The sequence below is a fragment of the Rhodococcus sp. T9N genome (assembly GCF_024436645.1).
GTDB lineage: Bacteria > Actinomycetota > Actinomycetes > Mycobacteriales > Mycobacteriaceae > Rhodococcus_F > Rhodococcus_F qingshengii.
On the sequence record NZ_JAMSKS010000023.1, the window covers coordinates 20,860 to 37,254 of the forward strand.

Sequence of the window (16,395 nt, forward strand, 5' to 3'; positions counted from 1 at the left end):
GCGTAACGAGCCGACTAGGAGGATGCGATGGAGTTCGAATCTCGGCTACCTCAATATGTGGTGGCTCACATTCGACGAGTCTTCGCGGAGGACCCCCGAACCTCTGAACTTGGTGTGAGGGTATCGATTCGAGGAGAGACCGTTCATCTCGGTGGCGAAGTGAGCACGCAGCATCGTAAGCATGAACTCGAATCAATCGTCGCGGAGATTTATCCGGACGTGCAGGTGCACAACGACATCCACGTGGTGAGCTCTGCGGAACCCCAGCCTGAATGCGAGGACTTGACGTGATACGCATTGCGGCGGTCGGTGACATCCATCTCGGTGTGGACTCCCGGGGAGAGATGCGCCCGGCTCTCGAGAAGGTGTCGATTCATGCGGACGTGCTACTGCTCGCGGGCGATCTCACCCGACACGGCGGAGCCGAGGAGGCTGAGGTCGTGGCTGACGAGTTCGGCGAACTCGGCGTTCCTGTGATCGCGGTGCTCGGCAATCACGACTACCACAGTGATGCGGTTGAAGATGTCACAGCAGTTTTGGTGGGGCGAGGTATCACAGTTTTGGAGGGACAATCGGTCACGATGGATATCGACGGGCAGACGTTGGGGATCGCCGGCACAAAGGGATTTGGTGGGGGATTCGCGGGAAAATGCGCCAGTGTGTTCGGCGAACCTCAGATGAAGAACTTCGCGGGGCATACCGTCGAGGTGGCGGACCGCTTCCGCTCGACCGTCTCCGAACTCGAAGCTGACGTCCGAATTGCCTTGTTGCACTACTCGCCGGTCAGTGACACCTTGCATGGAGAGCCGCCTGAAATCTATCCGTTCCTCGGTTCATATCTACTTGGGGAGCCGATTGACGAGTTTCATCTGGATCTCGCCCTGCACGGTCACGCTCACGCGGGATGTGAGCGTGGAACGACGCCGGGAGGCGTACGGGTTCGCAATGTCGCGCAACCCGTCATCCGCTCCGCTTACACGGTATACGGACTTGGTCGGCACGATTGACGTACTGGACCGCATTTGTCGAGTCGAATATCCGAACAGGCACCCTTCGACCTGAATGCGAACGCCAAGTCGGGCGTCTTCGAAACCAGCCCTCTGACTGCTCGATTTCACGCCAAGTATTTACTCTCCCAAGTGCTGGACCGAGCGCGACGTGAAGGACTACGAGCGGATATCCCGAGTGACAAGGAACCTGCCCGACTTCCGCCCGCCGATCCGATCAAAACTTTGCGGTAGCAGGGCACTGGACGAGAGCGTGCTGAGGTCGTGGCACTGAGGGTTCTCGACCGTGGAGTTCCCGGTTGTGAACGGAAAATACGTCGAAGAGATGGCTCCGTACGGCGTAGCCAGTCTTCTGTGCGAGCACGCACAGGTCTCGAAAGACCTCGAAAGGCACTGTCGAGCTCATCTTTCCAGCGAAGAGTGGCATTCGCGGAGCTGTGGAGATTGTCGAACTGCCCGTTTGCGAACGTGCTACACACACTTCGTCGAACGAGGACGGCTCGGCGTGTCTGCCCGTCTATCGAGAATGCAGTGCGGTGGAAGCTGTCACCGCCGAGAAATATCAGTGCTCGATTCAAATCGCTGGTTGTCAGGACTACGCGGTGGAAAGCCCCGAAGCGTGGCATCCGACGACGCCCGCTGTTTTGGCTTTGCCGAGCAAAGCCCCCCAGAGTTTCAAAACGCAGAAGCCAACCGACTTGCAGTGTTTCGCGCGAGGGCCGGGATTCCCATTGCGCCGACCCACGCAAAAGGCTACGTCAATCCCCGTGCCGTCGATGCATATGACGCGGGCATCACAATTTCGCGCGCGGTCAACCGCGCAGACAGACTCGATGATTCGGTACGGCGTTCGCGGGCACCGACAACGCCCGAGCCCTTCTCATCGAGTTGGTACGTCGCAAAATTCGCCGAAAATCGACGGATGATGGTCCGTCCGACTCGAACGTGCTACTTCTGTCTGTCAGCTGTGACGACTCCCGGCGGCGACGCGGTCTTTTGGCTCGTCGTGACCGCTCTCTCTTGCGCAATGGGCGCAGCAATATATCGTCTCGTCCACCTCGATGCCGTGCCCGAGTATGCGACAGCCGCAGTGGGCGCATTGCGGAGCCAGGGCTTGGACCGCGCATTCGAAACTGTCGAATGTTGCGGTGCGATCTCCGCGTGTCACAGTGAAGGTTCGATCGTACTCATTGCCACAGGTTTCACACTTAGCCACGAAATTCTCCTTCTCTTTTACTGTCTCGCTTACCTCTCCTGGTCGGCTAGCCTGTAGGTCAGTTTCACGACGGACAGGCAGGCGTAACCAAGTCATAGATCTGTTCAGCTTGAGCTTGCGTCGGTTCATTGCCATTGTGTGCGGCGAGCGTTCGGATCTGTTCGGTGACTTGTTGCTCATCGGCTCCGGCTCCAATGGCATCGCATGATTGCAGGACTATGACTTTGATGCTCTCATCGTCACGCTCTTCCGCGAGTTCTGAATACCCGGTCCGGAATGCAACGACGAAGGAAGTCAGTTTCGCTTCATCAAGGGTCCCCAGATCGGCGGATCCGGACGTCGAAGTCTCCTCGTCGGTGACTTGGTCGGTCGGCGGGGTCATGTTCTGAATCGACGCAGTGGCATTCGTATCTTCGTTTCCACCGTTGTTTCCGCAGGCTCCAGTCGATATCAGGGTGCCCGCGAGTATCGTTGCGCCAATTATCCTCTTCATGTCTGCTCCGTTCAAGTGGAATTGAGTGTCAGGCTTCGTGCGTTTCGGATGGTCATGCCCCGGTGTTACCCCAAGCCATCGATTTCTACCCGTCGTTCGCGTGGCTCAATACTGGAAACAATGGAATCCTCGTAAACAGCTGAGACGCAGTTACTTTCGTAGGATCGAAGTCCGGCGCTCAACCGATTCTCCGCGATCGAACCCGCCATACCCGGGAATTGTCGCGGGTTTGGCGAAGTTGCCATCGGGTAGGTACCAACCCATGACTATCAACGAAACCGCGGCGACGACATCAGTAAGCGTGCCGACAGTGACTGGTATCCGGGCAGTGCGACTCTTGATGCAACTAGCGGGCCCGTCAGTGGTAGCCGGCGCCATCGCTCGCAGGCACTCGACGTTGCCGCTGCTGGAAAAAGTGCAAGCCGATGCTTCGACTCCTCGACTCGTATCGGGACTTCGCGAGGAATTCGGATCTGGTCCCCTGCTGCTCGATCTACCGGGTCGCCGAGTCGTAGTATTGCTCGACCGGGAGGACGCGAGTCGCGTCCTCGAGGAGACACCGGATCCGTTCTCCCCGGCAAACCGCGAAAAGGTCGCTGCACTGAGTTCTTTTCAACCTCATGGAGTTCTCGTAACTCGAGGCCGATTGCGGGTCGCTCGACGCGCTTTCAACGAATCCGTTCTTGAGACAGGCGAACCACTTCACTATCTCGCTGGAGCAATGACCGAAACCGTGGTCAGCGAAACCGGCGAACTCAACGAGCTTGCACGTGCGCGCGGGCATTTGGATGCGGGTAGTTTTCTGCCGGCCTGGTGGAATCTGGTCCGCTCGCTGGTGCTGGGGCCGTCCGCACGTGAGGACAATTCTGTCACCGACCAACTTTGGAGCCTGAGGTCGCAGGGTAACTGGTCCTACTTCCTTCCGCATCGTCGCCGATTGCGGGATCGGTTCATCGAGAGTCTCTATCAGTACGCAGCACGCGCTGAAACGCCCAGTCTCATCGCGGCAGTCAATCAGACATCCGCTGCACCCTCGGTCGACCCGATTGGGCAGGTGCCCCATTGGCTGTTCGCATTTGATGCGGCCGGCATCGTCACTATTCGAGCGCTGGCGCTCCTTGCGACCCACCCGCGACAACGGGCACGCGCACTGGAAGAAATCGACGAGACCGATCCCCGACACCCCAGTCGATACCCGTTCTTACGCGCGTGCGTCTTGGAATCCGCGCGGCTATGGCCGACCACGCCTGTAATTCTGCGTGATTCGATCGCTCCGACGACTTGGCCGACCGAACGCGGTGTCGCCGAAATTCCTACCGACAGTGCATTCATCATCCTGACCGCAGCATTTCACCGGGATCCGCAAAATGTGCCGTTTGCCGACGTGTTCACCCCTGACGCTTGGCTCGACGGCCGTGCTGATACGCAAGCGTTCATGCCCTTCAGCGGCGGACTTGCCGTATGTCCCGGGCAGAACTTCGCTCTCTTCGTCGCTACGACTGCACTGGCAAACCTGCTGCGCGGAAGCACCTTCGAACTCGACCCGAGAACTGGTTTGACCGCAGACGCGGCTGTGCCGGCTACACTCAATCACTACAGTCTTCGTTTTCGTACGAAACCGGCAAGACGGCGCTAGCGTGGTCGACCATTGAATCGCTGTGGCTCTGAAACGAAGCGCAGTGGCTCATGCTGACCATTGCGACGAGGTGGGAGCCGAAGTTACTGGCCAGCGCAGAAGTTGGTCCGCACTAGAAGATTTTGCAGACTTCGGTCTTACGACGCTCGAACTCTGGCCCGTCAATCCTCTACCGGATAGGGTTGTTGGCGAAGGACTTTCGCGAGGTGCACGGCGTTACGCACGAGGGTGGAGTTGGCGGATGCTACGGCCGGGGGCACGCTTTCCAAGTCGTTGTAGTCCCCGGGTGTCATCGCCTCGCCATTCCAGTAGGTGCACCCCTGTGCCGGTATGGAAAAGCCACAATCGTTGAGAGCTTGAAAGAGTGAGGCAACTATGGCGTGTGCCCCGTCCTCATTACCGACTACTGCTGCTACTGCGACCTTGTCGAACATGTTAGGTCTGCCGCGGTCGTCTGTTTCGGAGAGTTCGGCATCGAGACGCTCGAGAGCACGCTTGGCGACACTCGACATTTGACCAAGCCATGTGGGGGTCGAAACCAGCAAGATGTCTGCATTGTGTATTTGTGCCCGAATTCGAGGCCATTGATCGCCCCGACCCATGTCGATTTCCACTCCGGGTCGAATGTCATGGTCCACGAGTCGAATTGAACTGCAGCTCACGCCCTCTTCGCGAAATTCGGAGAGGAGCTGCTCGGCAATGAGTTCGCTACTCGACCGTGCAGGCGAAGGTTTCAAGGAGCAAGTCAAAGCGAGAGCAGTCAAGGAGTTCATGACGGGCGACTACCCAGCCTCTGCCTTCTCCACACACTGGCGACAAATTTGTTGGTTCTGGCGGGTCGAAGTGTGGTTGTGCAGATATTTTGGCTTCGAACGATGTCGCAGGATTGCTGGATTACAGAAGACCGCGTCAGGGCATGCCTCAATAGCACAACCCGCCCGTCGAGAGAATCCGTTTTGTCAGTGGTGAAACCCGAAGGGAGCCAGAGTGGATGACGGTGATGCAGACAAATTCGTGCCGGACAGTCGGGACCTACGCAGACTCAAAGCCGCTGCGTCGAACTGTCGCGGCTGCGGCCTTTACCGCGAGGCCAACCAGACTGTGTTCGGGAATGGAAAGAAGGCGGCCACGTTGATGCTCGTCGGGGAACAGCCCGGTGACCAGGAAGACAACGCTGGTAAGCCGTTCGTGGGCCCCGCTGGCAAGCTGCTGCAGCGGGCGCTCGACGCAGCGGACATCGATCGCAGCGAGGCGTATGTGACAAATGCGGTCAAACATTTCAAATTCGTACGGGCTGAGCGTGGAACGCGTCGTATTCACAAGAAGCCCGGGCGCGGCGAGATCGACGCATGCCGTCCTTGGCTCGTGGCAGAGATCGACGCGGTTGAACCCGATGTTGTTGTGTGTCTGGGGGCGACGGCGGCGCAGTCGCTGATCGCGCGAGACTTTCGTGTCACGGCACACCGCGGAGAAAGGCACCATCTGATGCCGGAACTGGGCGTGCACTGCGATCCGTTCGTCTTTGCGACCGTCCATCCTTCTTCGATTCTCCGGGGGGCACGTGATGAGCGTGAACGGGCTTTCGCCGACCTGGTGACCGACCTTCGAGCCGCGATGGTTTCGTGTCAGTCGCCGAGATAAAGGTTCGAAGCGGAGGGGGCGAAGAGAAACGGGACTGAATCAAATCCTGGCACGGAGTACTTTTTCGGTCAATCGGGTAGCACCACGACTACGCAAGGAAAGGGCCTCGGGTCCGCACGAACATAATCCCGTGGAGATGAGGAAAAGTGATCGCTACACCGCCAGAACCAGATCCCGCCAACACCCCTGACTTGGAGCCCGGCGGAGGTGTTGCGCCCGGGCGAACACCACCTGATGCTGCACAAACTTCCGGTTTGTCTTCTCCGGAACCCTCGCCCGCCGGAAAGTTCCCGTTGATGGGCATTGGGACGGTCATCGCAATCGGGGTTATTGTGCTTGTGTTCGTCGTCGTCGCCGTAGCGATACTCGTGTAGGGGGTTCAGACGCCACCGAGTTTCGGACACAGGCGCCTATGTCTCAGCAAGATTTCCCTCCATGCTGTCGATTGTGCAAAGTCGCCCAGTTGGCGCTGTATAGGAACAGGCCGCGGATTCATATCCGCATCGGACGACCACCCCCCCAGCCACGATCGACGCCCTCGGCTGTTCGCACAAGTTTGGCGAGCCGCGTAGCCAGGACATGGGTGCTGGGCCCCGCTAGCCAACCATCAGAAAACGCATGGATGCGAGCAGATAGATCGTCATGAGCGTGAGCAGTCCCCACGCGACTCCTTGCCAGATCGGCCACGGGCGTTGGTTTTTCCATGCACGGTAAGCTCGAACCAGTGCCGACAAACCGCCGACAAGCAAAACCGCAGCAGGCACGATTGCCAGAGCAAATCGCTCTGTATCCGTGCATGCTGGAAGTTCGCGAACGTGACAGGTGTCCGGCCGGTTCGCCATCCAGACGAGTGCGAGCGCTGCGACGATTGCGGCGAAGGCAATGGACACGCCTGCGTGCACCAGCGCGCAACGTGACGTAGCTCTGGCGTTCCACCTTTTCTCGACGTCATTTGTCATTGTCATCCTCTTTCGTCTAAGGCGATTTCCACGGGATGATAAGCGCCCTCACAGAATTCGAGCTGGTAACGGGACGAGACCTCGTTAGCGAATTTGTGTGTCTGGTTTTGCACTACCTGCGAAGGGCGTTCCGTGACCGTCGAACGTGCTCGTTCGCCGCATCCCCGCACCACCTGCACCCTAGTGCTCGGGTCGATACCGTGCAGCGCACTGCAATCCCAACCCGACTGAATGTTTCGAAATACTTGCAGGTACTCAGCCATTCAAAATGTTCAGCGTGTGGAGTCGAGAGGTGCGTCTACGCCGGGTAGGACGGTGATCGAGGCGCCGTCCAGGTGTGGCTTGGGGGTAAGTGCATGGAGGGGAAGTTCGTTTCGAAGGTCTGACACTGCCGAAAGATGTTGCAATATCACGCCTTCTCGCAGCGCCCACGGGCTCACATCCACCTCGTCGATATCGAGAGCGGACAGGGTCTCGTAGGCGACGATCGCTCCCGCCACGATCTGGTGCGCGCGCGATCTGGCAATTCCTTGCAGTTTGGAACGTCGTTCAGTCGTCATCGCAGCCAGTCGTGGCACCCACCCGTGTAGATCCTTGCGGGACAATGTTCTTCGTACGAACGGGCCCTTTCTTTGCGGTGGTGCTCCGGTCAGGCGCGCCAACTGCTTAAAAGTTTTCGATGTGCCTACAACTCTCTGAGGCTTTCCCTCCCACAACAAACGGTCCGCTGTCTCGCGTAGTGACGCTCGCACATACCGTCGTAACTCCTTTACTTGTTTGTGAGATGGGGGATCGGCGTCGAAGAATGCCCGCGTGAGCCGCCCTGCCCCCAGCGGCAGCGAAACAGCCAACTCCGGGGCAGCGTCGCGGCCGAGGGTGATCTCCATAGTCGTACCGCCAATGTCGAGATCCAGGAGTCGACCCGCGCACCACCCGTACCAGCGATGCACCGCGAAATACGTCAAGCGCGCTTCTTGCAGTCCGGTGAGGAACTGGGGTCGCAATCCGCATTCGGACGCTACCTTGTCAAGAATCTCCTCTCGATTCGCTGCATCTCGAATCGCGGCCGTCACAAACACGTAGATTTGATCGACCTCGTACCGATGCGCTGACTGCAACGACTGCGTCACGGCTCGACAGACTCGATCTATCCCGCCGGCATCCAGGCACTGACTGGCGTCGATCGACTCACCCAGCCCAGTGGCAGCTTTCAGTGCGTGCAAGGGAAGCGGGGGCGCACCGGCGGTCGCTTCCACGATCTGCAACTGCGCCGAATTGGACCCGACATCCAACACACCTAGCCGCATAGACAGCGGGTACCCCAGGGCCGAGAACTAAACACTCACTTGGATGCGACAAGCCGCAGACGTCGAAAAGTCTTGTCCACGTTGGGTGTCGAGGCAGCGACAGAAGCCGAGTTTGGAGTTCTGGTTGCTGGGTAGCTGAAATATCGGGAACCGAATCTGGCTTGCGACCAGGACCAGTCGGACCGGCCGTTCTCCGAGCAGGTACAGGAGCGCAAACACGTGATGTCTTACGAACGGGCGATCGATACGTCAACTTCACCTTCTGCTTCACTGACCATCGACGCGTCTCCGGAGCACTTCGGCGTACTCCGAGCCCTCGTGCGGACCGCTGCCGCACACTATCCACTTACCCTGGATGCTTTGACCGACCTTGTGCTGGCTGCAGATGAAGCTGCGAGCACTCTCGTCAATTACGCGGCCCCGAGAAGCACCCTGATGTGCACGTTCGCCGTCGACACTGACCATTATCTGCGAATCGGCCTGACCGCCACTACCTTGCGACCCATCAGTAACAGTTCCTCATCATTCGGGCGCATCGTTCTCCGAACGCTGGTCGACAACGTGGCAATCGAACAGGTACCCACACCGATCGATGGAGAATGGCTGGTCACCATCATGCTGGGAAAGGCGGTGCAACCCGGTTGACGACGCCTCAAGCCAGAGAAAGCAAAGACTACGCACACGTCATCGGCTTGTTCGCGGAGATGGCTGCTCTGCCGGAGGACGCCCCAGAACGTGAGCGCCTCCGAGTGCATATTATCGAGTCGTGTCTGCCCATTGCAGAGAACATCGCCACCCGGTACCGAGGGCGCGGTCAAAGCCACGAAGACCTCGTTCAAGTTGCCAGTGTCGGCCTTGTCAACGCCGTAAATCGATTCGACTTGGACAAGGGTAGAGACTTTCTGTCGTTTGCCATCCCGACGATGATGGGGGAGGTCCGCAAGCACTTCCGCGATCGGGGGTGGGACGTTCGGATTCCACGCTCGATGCAGGAAAATTATCTCGCACTGCAGAAAGCGGGGGCTGCCCTCACCCAAAGTCTCGGCCGCGAGCCAACCGTTCCCGAGCTCGCTGCGCAGATCGACGTCGAACCCGGTGAGATAGCCGCAATCATCGCGGCCGGTGACTCGTACCACGCCGCTTCGCTCGATGCCGCCTTCTCCGCTGACGGGGCGTCCCTCGCAGACAGTCTGGGGGACTTCGACGCAGCCTTGGACGGCATCGACACTCACGAAACACTTCGGCCGGCACTTCTTGCGCTGCCGGAGCGGGAGAGGACCATTCTCGTCTACCGATTCTTCGGTCAACTGACCCAAACCGAAATAGCCGAAAAAGTCGGGATCTCCCAGATGCATGTATCGCGGTTGCTTGCTCAATCTCTCGAAACACTGCGAAAGGCTCTCGGAGGAAACATCTCTCGATGAGGAACTACGGCTCGGCCAAGCGAGTTCGCAGGAAGGATGCGACCTCACGGCCGACATACTCGATGGCGACACTCACCTCAACGGCGCCGCAACTCACATCATGCTCCACTCGTACGTGCCCTTCCGGCGAGAGCACATAATCTTCGTACACTTCTGACGCCGGACCCGTTCCCTCCGCGTCGACGATCCTGAAACCCGCAGCGGTCAACAGTTTCCCAATGCGGGTCACCACTTCCTGGAAGGGCACTTCAGTGATGCCTTCGCCGCAAACAGCAGGACGAACAGTCACGGTTTCGACCGCAACTCCCTTCCGCGTTGGAGCGCTGAAAGTCATTCGGCAACTCCGGCAAGTCGAGCTGCACGGCGTCCGGGCTGATACGAAGTCTCGAACGGGAGGCTGTTGCGCTTTGTCGAATCACACTCGACGGGCAAATGTAGTCGGACTACCAGAGATCGATGGCGGTGGCTGATCATCATGACTCCTGCGTGGAAAGTTCTGCCGGAAACATTTGGCAGCTACCCGGTGGACATGAAAAGTACACATTCCACGCCCGAGAATTGCTCGTGTACTTCATCGTTCGCTGGGTAGTCCCCGAGAAGCGAGCTACGGAAGAAGGTGATCGAATGCCGAACGTCGCGGACGGGATCGTCAATCGACTCCTGGCATGGAAGGTGCCGCGGGTATTCGGATACCCAGGGGACGGAATCAACCCGATCATGGCTGCGCTGAGCCGCGCCACCGACCGAATCGAGCTGGTGACAGCCAGACACGAGGAAATGGCAGCGTTCATGGCAGTTGGTCATGCCAAGTACACCGGGGAAGTCGGCGTCTGTCTTGCCACCCAGGGGCCCGGCGCCGTCCATCTCCTCAACGGGCTGTACGACGCAAAGCTCGATCGTAAACCGGTGGTTGCAATCGTCGGACAGGTCGCATTGACGGCGCGGGGCAGCAGCTACCAGCAAGAGATCGATTTGCCGACACTGTTCAAAGACGTGTGCGCGCAGTACTCGCAAACCCTTTCCACCCCGGAGCAACTGGAAGCAGTGCTGGACAACGCCTTCCGCACAGCCATAGCGACCTCCAGCCCTACCTGCGTCATAGTTCCGCACGATGTGCAACAACACGAGATGAAAAACAAACCGCACAGTCACGGCATCGTCCCAAGCGCTCCCGTTGTGACTGTTCCGCGCGTGGTTCCCACCGCAGCGGACGTGACTCGGGCGGCCGCGCTACTGAACGGTGGCGAACGCATCGCGATGCTGGTCGGGCAAGGCGCACGCGGAGCGCGCGCCGAAATCGCCGAGGCAGCACAACTACTCAGCTCAGGAGTGACAACATCGCTATTGGGAAAGCCAGTCGTCGACGAGACTTCACCATGGTCATGCGGTGTTATGGGCCATCTGGGGACCACAGCCGCAGCGGATCTCATGAGCGAATGCGACACGCTCCTGATCGTCGGAAGTAACGATCCATGGACTGAGTTCTATCCTGCTCCAGGGCAAGCTCGTGCGGTCCAAATCGACATAGACGCTCGCAATGTGGGTTCCAAATACGACGTCGAAGTACCGATTGTCGGCGATGCGGCGGAGTCTCTCCGTATGTTGCTACCGCTTCTTCGTCACCGCGAGAAGCAATGGAGCAACGACGTTGCAACCATGATCGAAAACTGGAGAGCGATCTCGAACGATCGCCTGTCTCGAGATCGGACACCGTTGAATCCGCAGGCTGTTGTGGGAACGCTTGCTTCGTGCATTCCGCGAGACGCTCTTGTGGCGGTCGATGTCGGATCGGTGGTGTACTGGTATGCCCGATTCCTCCCCCTACCCGCGGAAGTTCCCGCCCACCTGTCGAGCACACTCGCGTCCATGGGATCGGCGATGCCCTACGGTTTGGCCGCGAAGTTCGCCCATCCGCACCGCCCGGCCGTCGCGCTGGCCGGCGACGGGGCGATGCTCATGAGTGGAAATTCCGAGTTGATCACGCTGGCACGTCACTGGCGAGAGTGGGCGGACCCACGATTCGTTGTGCTCATACTCAACAATGGTGATCTGGCTGAAGTCAGTTGGGAGCAAAGGGAGATGGAAGGAGACACTCGTTTCAGTCAGTCCCAGGAAGTTCCGTCTTTCAACTTCGCCGAGTACGCCGATTTACTCGGCCTGGGCGGAATCCGTTTACACAAGCGCGAGGACACCGAATCTGTGTGGAGGACGGCGCTGGAGGCGGAAAGACCGGTCGTCATCGAAGCCATGGTCGATCCGAATACTCCTCTGCTTCCTCCTCGCGCTTCGCAGGACAAAGCTCGAACAATGAGAGAAGCGCTTCGCCGGGAAGGCGCCGACTACGCTGTAGACGAATTGGACAGGCAGCGATCCGGCGAAGAGGAAGCCGAGTCCTGAGGAGCTGCACGAGACAAGAGCCCTAGCCGCATGCAACGCGCAGCACCTGTCGAACGCCGTGCCCGTCTAAACGGTCGAGCCGTCCAGCCTGGCACTGAGCAGCTTCTTGCCTTCCTTGCCTCCCTTTCGACTTTCCGTCTGTGCTCGCCGGAAGAAGTCCGCAAGTTCGTCATCGCCGTCACGTTCCGCGTCTTGAATGTAGGTCTCCATTCGTAGCGCGTTACTCAACGATGCTTCGACGAACCAAATCAGGTTGTAGTCTTTGTCTTTCGTGCCGGTCACCGTACCGGTTTCTTCAGTCATCGGTCCTCCTTGATCGAAGTGGGGATTCAGGGGTGGATGACTCCTGCCCGCAGGACACGTACCCACGCGGGACTGGGCCAAACGAATATCGACGTCGTGGAAATGGCGCAGGCGTGTGTCACATCGGATTGCCCGGGGTAGAAGAAGTCCATGGCACGGTAGACCCATGCGACCCCAGTTCGGTATGCCGCGCCTGAGGCTTCCTCCGGTTGAGAAAACAGCCGAGGAAGCCGCCTCGAAATTGGTCTCACGCCACCGGCGAAATGCAGAAGGAAAGTGAATGAGCATCGAAGATGGTCCCGGCGATACGCTGAATGTCAGCGAAAGCGTCGACGACGAGGAGGTACCAGAAACAGACGGCGACGACGTCGTAGATCCACCCGAGAAGTGGAGCGAAGCCGACAGATTCGGCACGACGCCTCGGGAAGTGCGAGAGGGCGAATCGTTGGATCAGAAACTCGCGGAAGAAGAACCGGACGTGCTCGAGGGCCGTTGAACTGCCGCATGGGTGAGTGCCTGTCGTCCGGGATTCGATCGCGTGATTGACGATCGCAAGATGCGGGTAGGTCCGCTCCACAATGAAGCTTCTGGCAACAAGACTGCGGCGCCCTGGAATTAACGCCAGGGCGAGAAGTCGGACATCGAAGGGGAAAGAGAGTCGTGAATCAAAAACCGAATAATCCCTCGGAAGAACCGTACGATCCGTCGGATGATCCCGATGCGGATCCCCGTAACGTGCAGTCCGTCACCCGACAACCAGATCAAGCGGAAGGGGAAGACTATGACGAAACGAGCTGATGTGCCGTCTCCTTCACACGCCAATCGTCGAATACGTAACCTTCTCACGCACCCTGCAGACAGGGACTAGGCGCAGAGATGCCAAATCTCCCTGCTCGTCGTGTGCAGGCACCGCCACAGCCATTCGACGTCACCAAACGCCTGTCCGACGAACTTGTCCAGTGCACCGGGGTAGACGGAGCCGGTGTCGCGGTGTTCGCATCGGCGTCCACGCGCGATCTCGTATACGCGACCGACACCGACTCCGAGGAATTGGACGAAATTCAATTCACCCTCGGCGAGGGCCCGTGTCTCGACGCGTTCCGCTTTCAACACAGCGAACTTCACGACGACATGGCCAGCGGAGAAGCACGGAATCGGTGGCCAATTTTCTCGAGCCAAGTCCTGGCTTTAGGGGCGGCGAGCGTTTACGCGTACCCCTTGACCATCGGGGGTGAGCCGTTCGGGGTTCTGGAAATGTACGGGCGCTCCCCGGTGTCCCTGGCTTCGACCGAGGACGCGACATGCCGGTTGTATGCAGAGTCGATCGGCCATGCAGTACTGGCGGAACTCGACCCCGCGTACGCATTGATTTCCGGGACTGATTTAAAGGTTTTCAGACGCGGGAATGTACATGTTGCTTCCGGAATGTTGGCTGCACGGCTCGGTGTTCCAGTGGAAGAAGCGTTGGTACGTTTGCGATCTGCTGCGTTCTCCCAGCATCGTCGGATCACCGCCGTTGCGCTCGAGATCGTCCGAGGAGAGCGCCTCGATCTCGACAGCAGTCGGCACACTGGCATCCGCGGCGATACATGAACATCCCCTGGTTTCCGTCCTTCTGGCGCGGGGTAGCAACACAGGATGGCCGAACAAGACCGGATCGCTGAACCCTGGGGGGATCGGACACCGTACCGAGCGGGAGATCGGTGGCCGGCGCGTCCCGATATCTGCCTAGCCCCGGGCATCGAGGCAGACGATGTGGAGACTTGGGTGCAATCCGCATCTCTGCTACACAGCAACGGCGACGCCATGGATATTGCGGTTCGGGACGCTCGGATCGTCGGTGTGCGTGGTCGCGTCGACGACAGGGTGAACCACGGTCGGCTCGGGCCCAAGGATTTGTTCGGTTGGCAAGCCAATTCGTCGAGTGAGCGTTTGACTGCGCCACTGGTCCGCGTCGATGGGGATCTCGTCGAAACGGACTGGGACACAGCGATGAATCTCATCGTCGACCGAAGTCGAGCACTCCTCGACGAGCACGGGCCCAGCGCTCTCGGTTTCTACACCAGTGGCCAGTTGTTCCTCGAGGAGTACTACACCCTCGCCGCAATCGCGCACGGCGGCATCGGAACCAACCACCTCGACGGCAACACCCGATTGTGCACCGCAACTGCAGCCGAGGCGTTGAAGGAGTCCTTCGCGAGCGACGGCCAACCGGGAAGCTATACGGACGTCGACCACGCCGATGTGATTGCCTTGTTCGGCCACAACGTCGCCGAGACACAGACCGTGCTGTGGTCGCGAGTACTCGACCGGTTGGCTGGCGAAGATCCACCGAAGATCGTGGTTGTCGATCCGCGCCCCACTCCCGTGGCCCAAGTTGCGACTGTTCATCTGGCGCCGCTGCCGGGAACAAACCTCGCGCTCATGAATGGTTTGCTACACGAGATTATTGCGCAAGGCTGGGTCGATCACACGTACGTCGACGATCACTCGGTCGGCTACGACGACCTTGTCGCCTGCGTTTCGGAGTACACACTCGAGCGCGTCGCGAAACTCTGCGGTGTCTCCGAAGAGGATGTACGTCGAGCAGCGCAACTATTGGGCACCGCCGAGCGCCTACTGTCGACAGTGTTGCAAGGGTTCTACCAATCGCACCAGGCGACGGCAGCGGCAGTGCAAGTGAACAACATCCACATCATCCGCGGCATGCTCGGTCGCCCCGGATGCGGGCTGCTGCAGATGAACGGGCAGCCCACGGCTGAGAACACACGAGAATGTGGCGCCAACGGAGACCTGGCGGGGTTTCGGAACTGGGCGAACGACGAGCACGTCGCAGAACTCGCCAAACTGTGGAACCTGGACATCCGACGGATACAGCACGACGGACCGCCGACGCACGCGATGAAGATATTCGAACATGCGGAACAAGGCTCGATTCGCATGCTGTGGATCAGTGCGACCAATCCGGCTGTCTCCCTACCCGAGCTGCATCGGATCAGATCAATCCTGGCGCAGCAACGTCTTTTTCTTGTTGTACAGGACATTTTTCTCACTGAAACCGCCGAACTGGCCGACGTGGTTCTTCCCGCAGCGACCTGGGGCGAGAAGACGGGAACCTTTACCAATGCCGATCGGACCGTACACATTTCGGACAAAGCTGTCGAGGCGCCAGGTGCAGCGAGAGCCGACCTCGAAATTTTCCTCGACTACGCGCGGCGTATGGCTTTCCGCGACAAGGACGGCGATCCATTTCCGCCCTGGCACGATCCGGAGTCTGCCTTCGAAGCATGGAAAAAATGCAGCGCCGGACGCCCGTGCGACTACACCGCGCTCACATACGGGCGCCTGCGTGGGGGGGAGCGGCATTCAATGGCCGTGCGATGACGAGCACGCCGACGGGACCGAGCGTTTGTACACCGACGGACAGTTCTTTGCCGCGCCCGCCTACTGCGAAAGTTACGGCAAGAATCTGGCCACCGGCGCGCCAGTCGATGCGCAGGAATACCGCGCCCGTAACCCACACGGCAAAGCGATGATCAAAGCGGCACAGTACGTTCCACCTCGCCAACACGTAGACGACGAGTACCCATACGCGCTCATCACGGGCCGGACTTTATACCACTTTCACACGCGAACCAAGACTGCCCGCGTTCCGCAATTGCAAGCCGCCGCACCGCAGGTATGGGGTCGAGGTCTCAGCGCGTGATGCGCTCTGCAATCGCATCGACGAAGGCGATCTCGTCGCGGTCATGTCACGGCGGGGCATCATCGAAGGACAAGCGCGTATCACCGGTATCCGCGAAGGGGTGATCTTCGTGCCGTTCCACTACGGATACTGGGACACTCCGCGTTCGGAATCCGGTCGCCACGTACATCGGCGCGCGGCAAACGAGATGACGATCACCGATTGGGATCCCGCTTCCAAGCAGCCCATTTTCAAGACTGCCGCTTGCCGTATCCAACGACTCGGTCCTCCGATCTAGGTCGTCGGTCAACCTCCATGCGGCCGTGA

At 59.2% G+C, this 16,395-nt stretch carries 16 protein-coding genes and 2 pseudogenes; 11 read left to right on the plus strand and 7 right to left on the minus strand.

What is annotated here, in order from left to right; all coding sequences use genetic code 11:
• Nucleotides 1-27 precede the first annotated feature (27 nt).
• Entirely contained in the window at nt 28-291 is a 264-nt protein-coding gene (locus M1L53_RS27735; protein ID WP_261949340.1) for a BON domain-containing protein, read from the plus strand.
• Nucleotides 288-1,007, plus strand: a complete 720-nt coding sequence (locus M1L53_RS27740) for a metallophosphoesterase (RefSeq protein WP_261949341.1) — start codon at nt 288-290, stop codon at nt 1,005-1,007. Before M1L53_RS27735 ends, M1L53_RS27740 begins: the two co-directional genes overlap by 4 nt.
• 961 nt (nt 1,008-1,968) lie before the next feature.
• Here M1L53_RS27740 and M1L53_RS27745 read toward each other — a convergent pair.
• A complete protein-coding gene (locus M1L53_RS27745; protein WP_261949342.1) occupies nt 1,969-2,223 on the minus strand; it encodes a hypothetical protein in 255 nt (84 codons plus the stop codon).
• Nucleotides 2,224-2,287: 64 nt separating this feature from the next.
• On the minus strand, nt 2,288-2,731 hold the full coding sequence (locus M1L53_RS27750; protein ID WP_261949343.1) for a hypothetical protein: 444 nt from the start codon (nt 2,729-2,731) through the stop codon (nt 2,288-2,290).
• A 247-nt stretch (nt 2,732-2,978) separates the two neighbouring features.
• Here M1L53_RS27750 and M1L53_RS27755 point away from each other — a divergent pair, with 247 nt between their 5' ends.
• A complete protein-coding gene (locus M1L53_RS27755) occupies nt 2,979-4,352 on the plus strand; it encodes a cytochrome P450 (RefSeq protein ID WP_261949344.1) in 1,374 nt (457 codons plus the stop codon).
• 161 nt (nt 4,353-4,513) lie between these two features.
• Here the strand turns inward: M1L53_RS27755 and M1L53_RS27760 are convergent, their stop codons facing one another.
• Entirely contained in the window at nt 4,514-5,125 is a 612-nt protein-coding gene (locus tag M1L53_RS27760) for a flavodoxin family protein (protein ID WP_261949345.1), read from the minus strand.
• A gap of 214 nt (nt 5,126-5,339) precedes the next feature.
• Here M1L53_RS27760 and M1L53_RS27765 point away from each other — a divergent pair, with 214 nt between their 5' ends.
• Together M1L53_RS27765 and M1L53_RS27770 are read left to right on the plus strand one after the other, a co-directional pair.
• Nucleotides 5,340-5,993, plus strand: coding sequence for a UdgX family uracil-DNA binding protein (locus M1L53_RS27765; RefSeq protein ID WP_261949346.1), 654 nt, complete (start codon nt 5,340-5,342; stop codon nt 5,991-5,993).
• Nucleotides 5,994-6,139: 146 nt separating this feature from the next.
• Complete coding sequence (locus M1L53_RS27770) at nt 6,140-6,367, plus strand: DUF6480 family protein (protein ID WP_080910726.1); 228 nt, start codon at nt 6,140-6,142, stop codon at nt 6,365-6,367.
• Between the two features lie 222 nt (nt 6,368-6,589).
• Here M1L53_RS27770 and M1L53_RS27775 read toward each other — a convergent pair whose 3' ends face one another.
• Both M1L53_RS27775 and M1L53_RS27780 read right to left on the minus strand, forming a co-directional pair.
• The gene (locus tag M1L53_RS27775; protein ID WP_261949347.1) at nt 6,590-6,952 is read right to left on the minus strand and encodes a hypothetical protein; all 363 of its coding nucleotides are present in this window, start codon (nt 6,950-6,952) and stop codon (nt 6,590-6,592) included.
• 272 nt (nt 6,953-7,224) lie between these two features.
• On the minus strand, nt 7,225-8,259 hold the full coding sequence (locus M1L53_RS27780; RefSeq protein ID WP_261949348.1) for a Ppx/GppA phosphatase family protein: 1,035 nt from the start codon (nt 8,257-8,259) through the stop codon (nt 7,225-7,227).
• A gap of 222 nt (nt 8,260-8,481) precedes the next feature.
• On the opposite strand from M1L53_RS27780, the gene M1L53_RS27785 reads away from it, so the two are divergent.
• Nucleotides 8,482-8,904 carry an ATP-binding protein gene (locus tag M1L53_RS27785; RefSeq protein ID WP_261949349.1) on the plus strand — a complete coding sequence of 141 codons (423 nt, stop codon included), beginning with the start codon at nt 8,482-8,484 and terminating at the stop codon, nt 8,902-8,904.
• Nucleotides 8,859-9,683 (plus strand): SigB/SigF/SigG family RNA polymerase sigma factor, encoded by an 825-nt coding sequence (locus M1L53_RS27790; protein ID WP_080910730.1) that lies wholly within the window; start codon nt 8,859-8,861, stop codon nt 9,681-9,683. The genes M1L53_RS27785 and M1L53_RS27790 overlap by 46 nt, the downstream gene beginning before the upstream one ends.
• Nucleotides 9,684-9,687: 4 nt before the next feature.
• On the opposite strand, the gene M1L53_RS27795 is transcribed toward M1L53_RS27790, so the two are convergent.
• Complete coding sequence (locus M1L53_RS27795; RefSeq protein ID WP_261949350.1) at nt 9,688-10,017, minus strand: hypothetical protein; 330 nt, start codon at nt 10,015-10,017, stop codon at nt 9,688-9,690.
• Between the two features lie 290 nt (nt 10,018-10,307).
• On the opposite strand from M1L53_RS27795, the gene M1L53_RS27800 reads away from it, so the two are divergent.
• On the plus strand, nt 10,308-12,080 hold the full coding sequence (locus M1L53_RS27800; RefSeq protein WP_397517574.1) for a thiamine pyrophosphate-requiring protein: 1,773 nt from the start codon (nt 10,308-10,310) through the stop codon (nt 12,078-12,080).
• Between the two features lie 66 nt (nt 12,081-12,146).
• On the opposite strand, the gene M1L53_RS27805 is transcribed toward M1L53_RS27800, so the two are convergent.
• Nucleotides 12,147-12,383, minus strand: a complete 237-nt coding sequence (locus tag M1L53_RS27805; RefSeq protein WP_261949352.1) for a hypothetical protein — start codon at nt 12,381-12,383, stop codon at nt 12,147-12,149.
• 280 nt (nt 12,384-12,663) lie between these two features.
• Between M1L53_RS27805 and M1L53_RS27810 the strand changes: the two are divergent.
• The 3 genes and pseudogenes from M1L53_RS27810 to M1L53_RS27820 all read left to right on the plus strand — a co-directional run.
• Nucleotides 12,664-12,864, plus strand: a pseudogene (locus tag M1L53_RS27810) (hypothetical protein); the annotation flags it as partial.
• Nucleotides 12,865-13,259: 395 nt separating this feature from the next.
• A complete protein-coding gene (locus M1L53_RS27815; protein ID WP_261949353.1) occupies nt 13,260-13,976 on the plus strand; it encodes a GAF and ANTAR domain-containing protein in 717 nt (238 codons plus the stop codon).
• A gap of 45 nt (nt 13,977-14,021) precedes the next feature.
• Nucleotides 14,022-16,366, plus strand: a pseudogene (locus tag M1L53_RS27820) (molybdopterin oxidoreductase family protein).
• Nucleotides 16,367-16,395 lie beyond the last annotated feature (29 nt).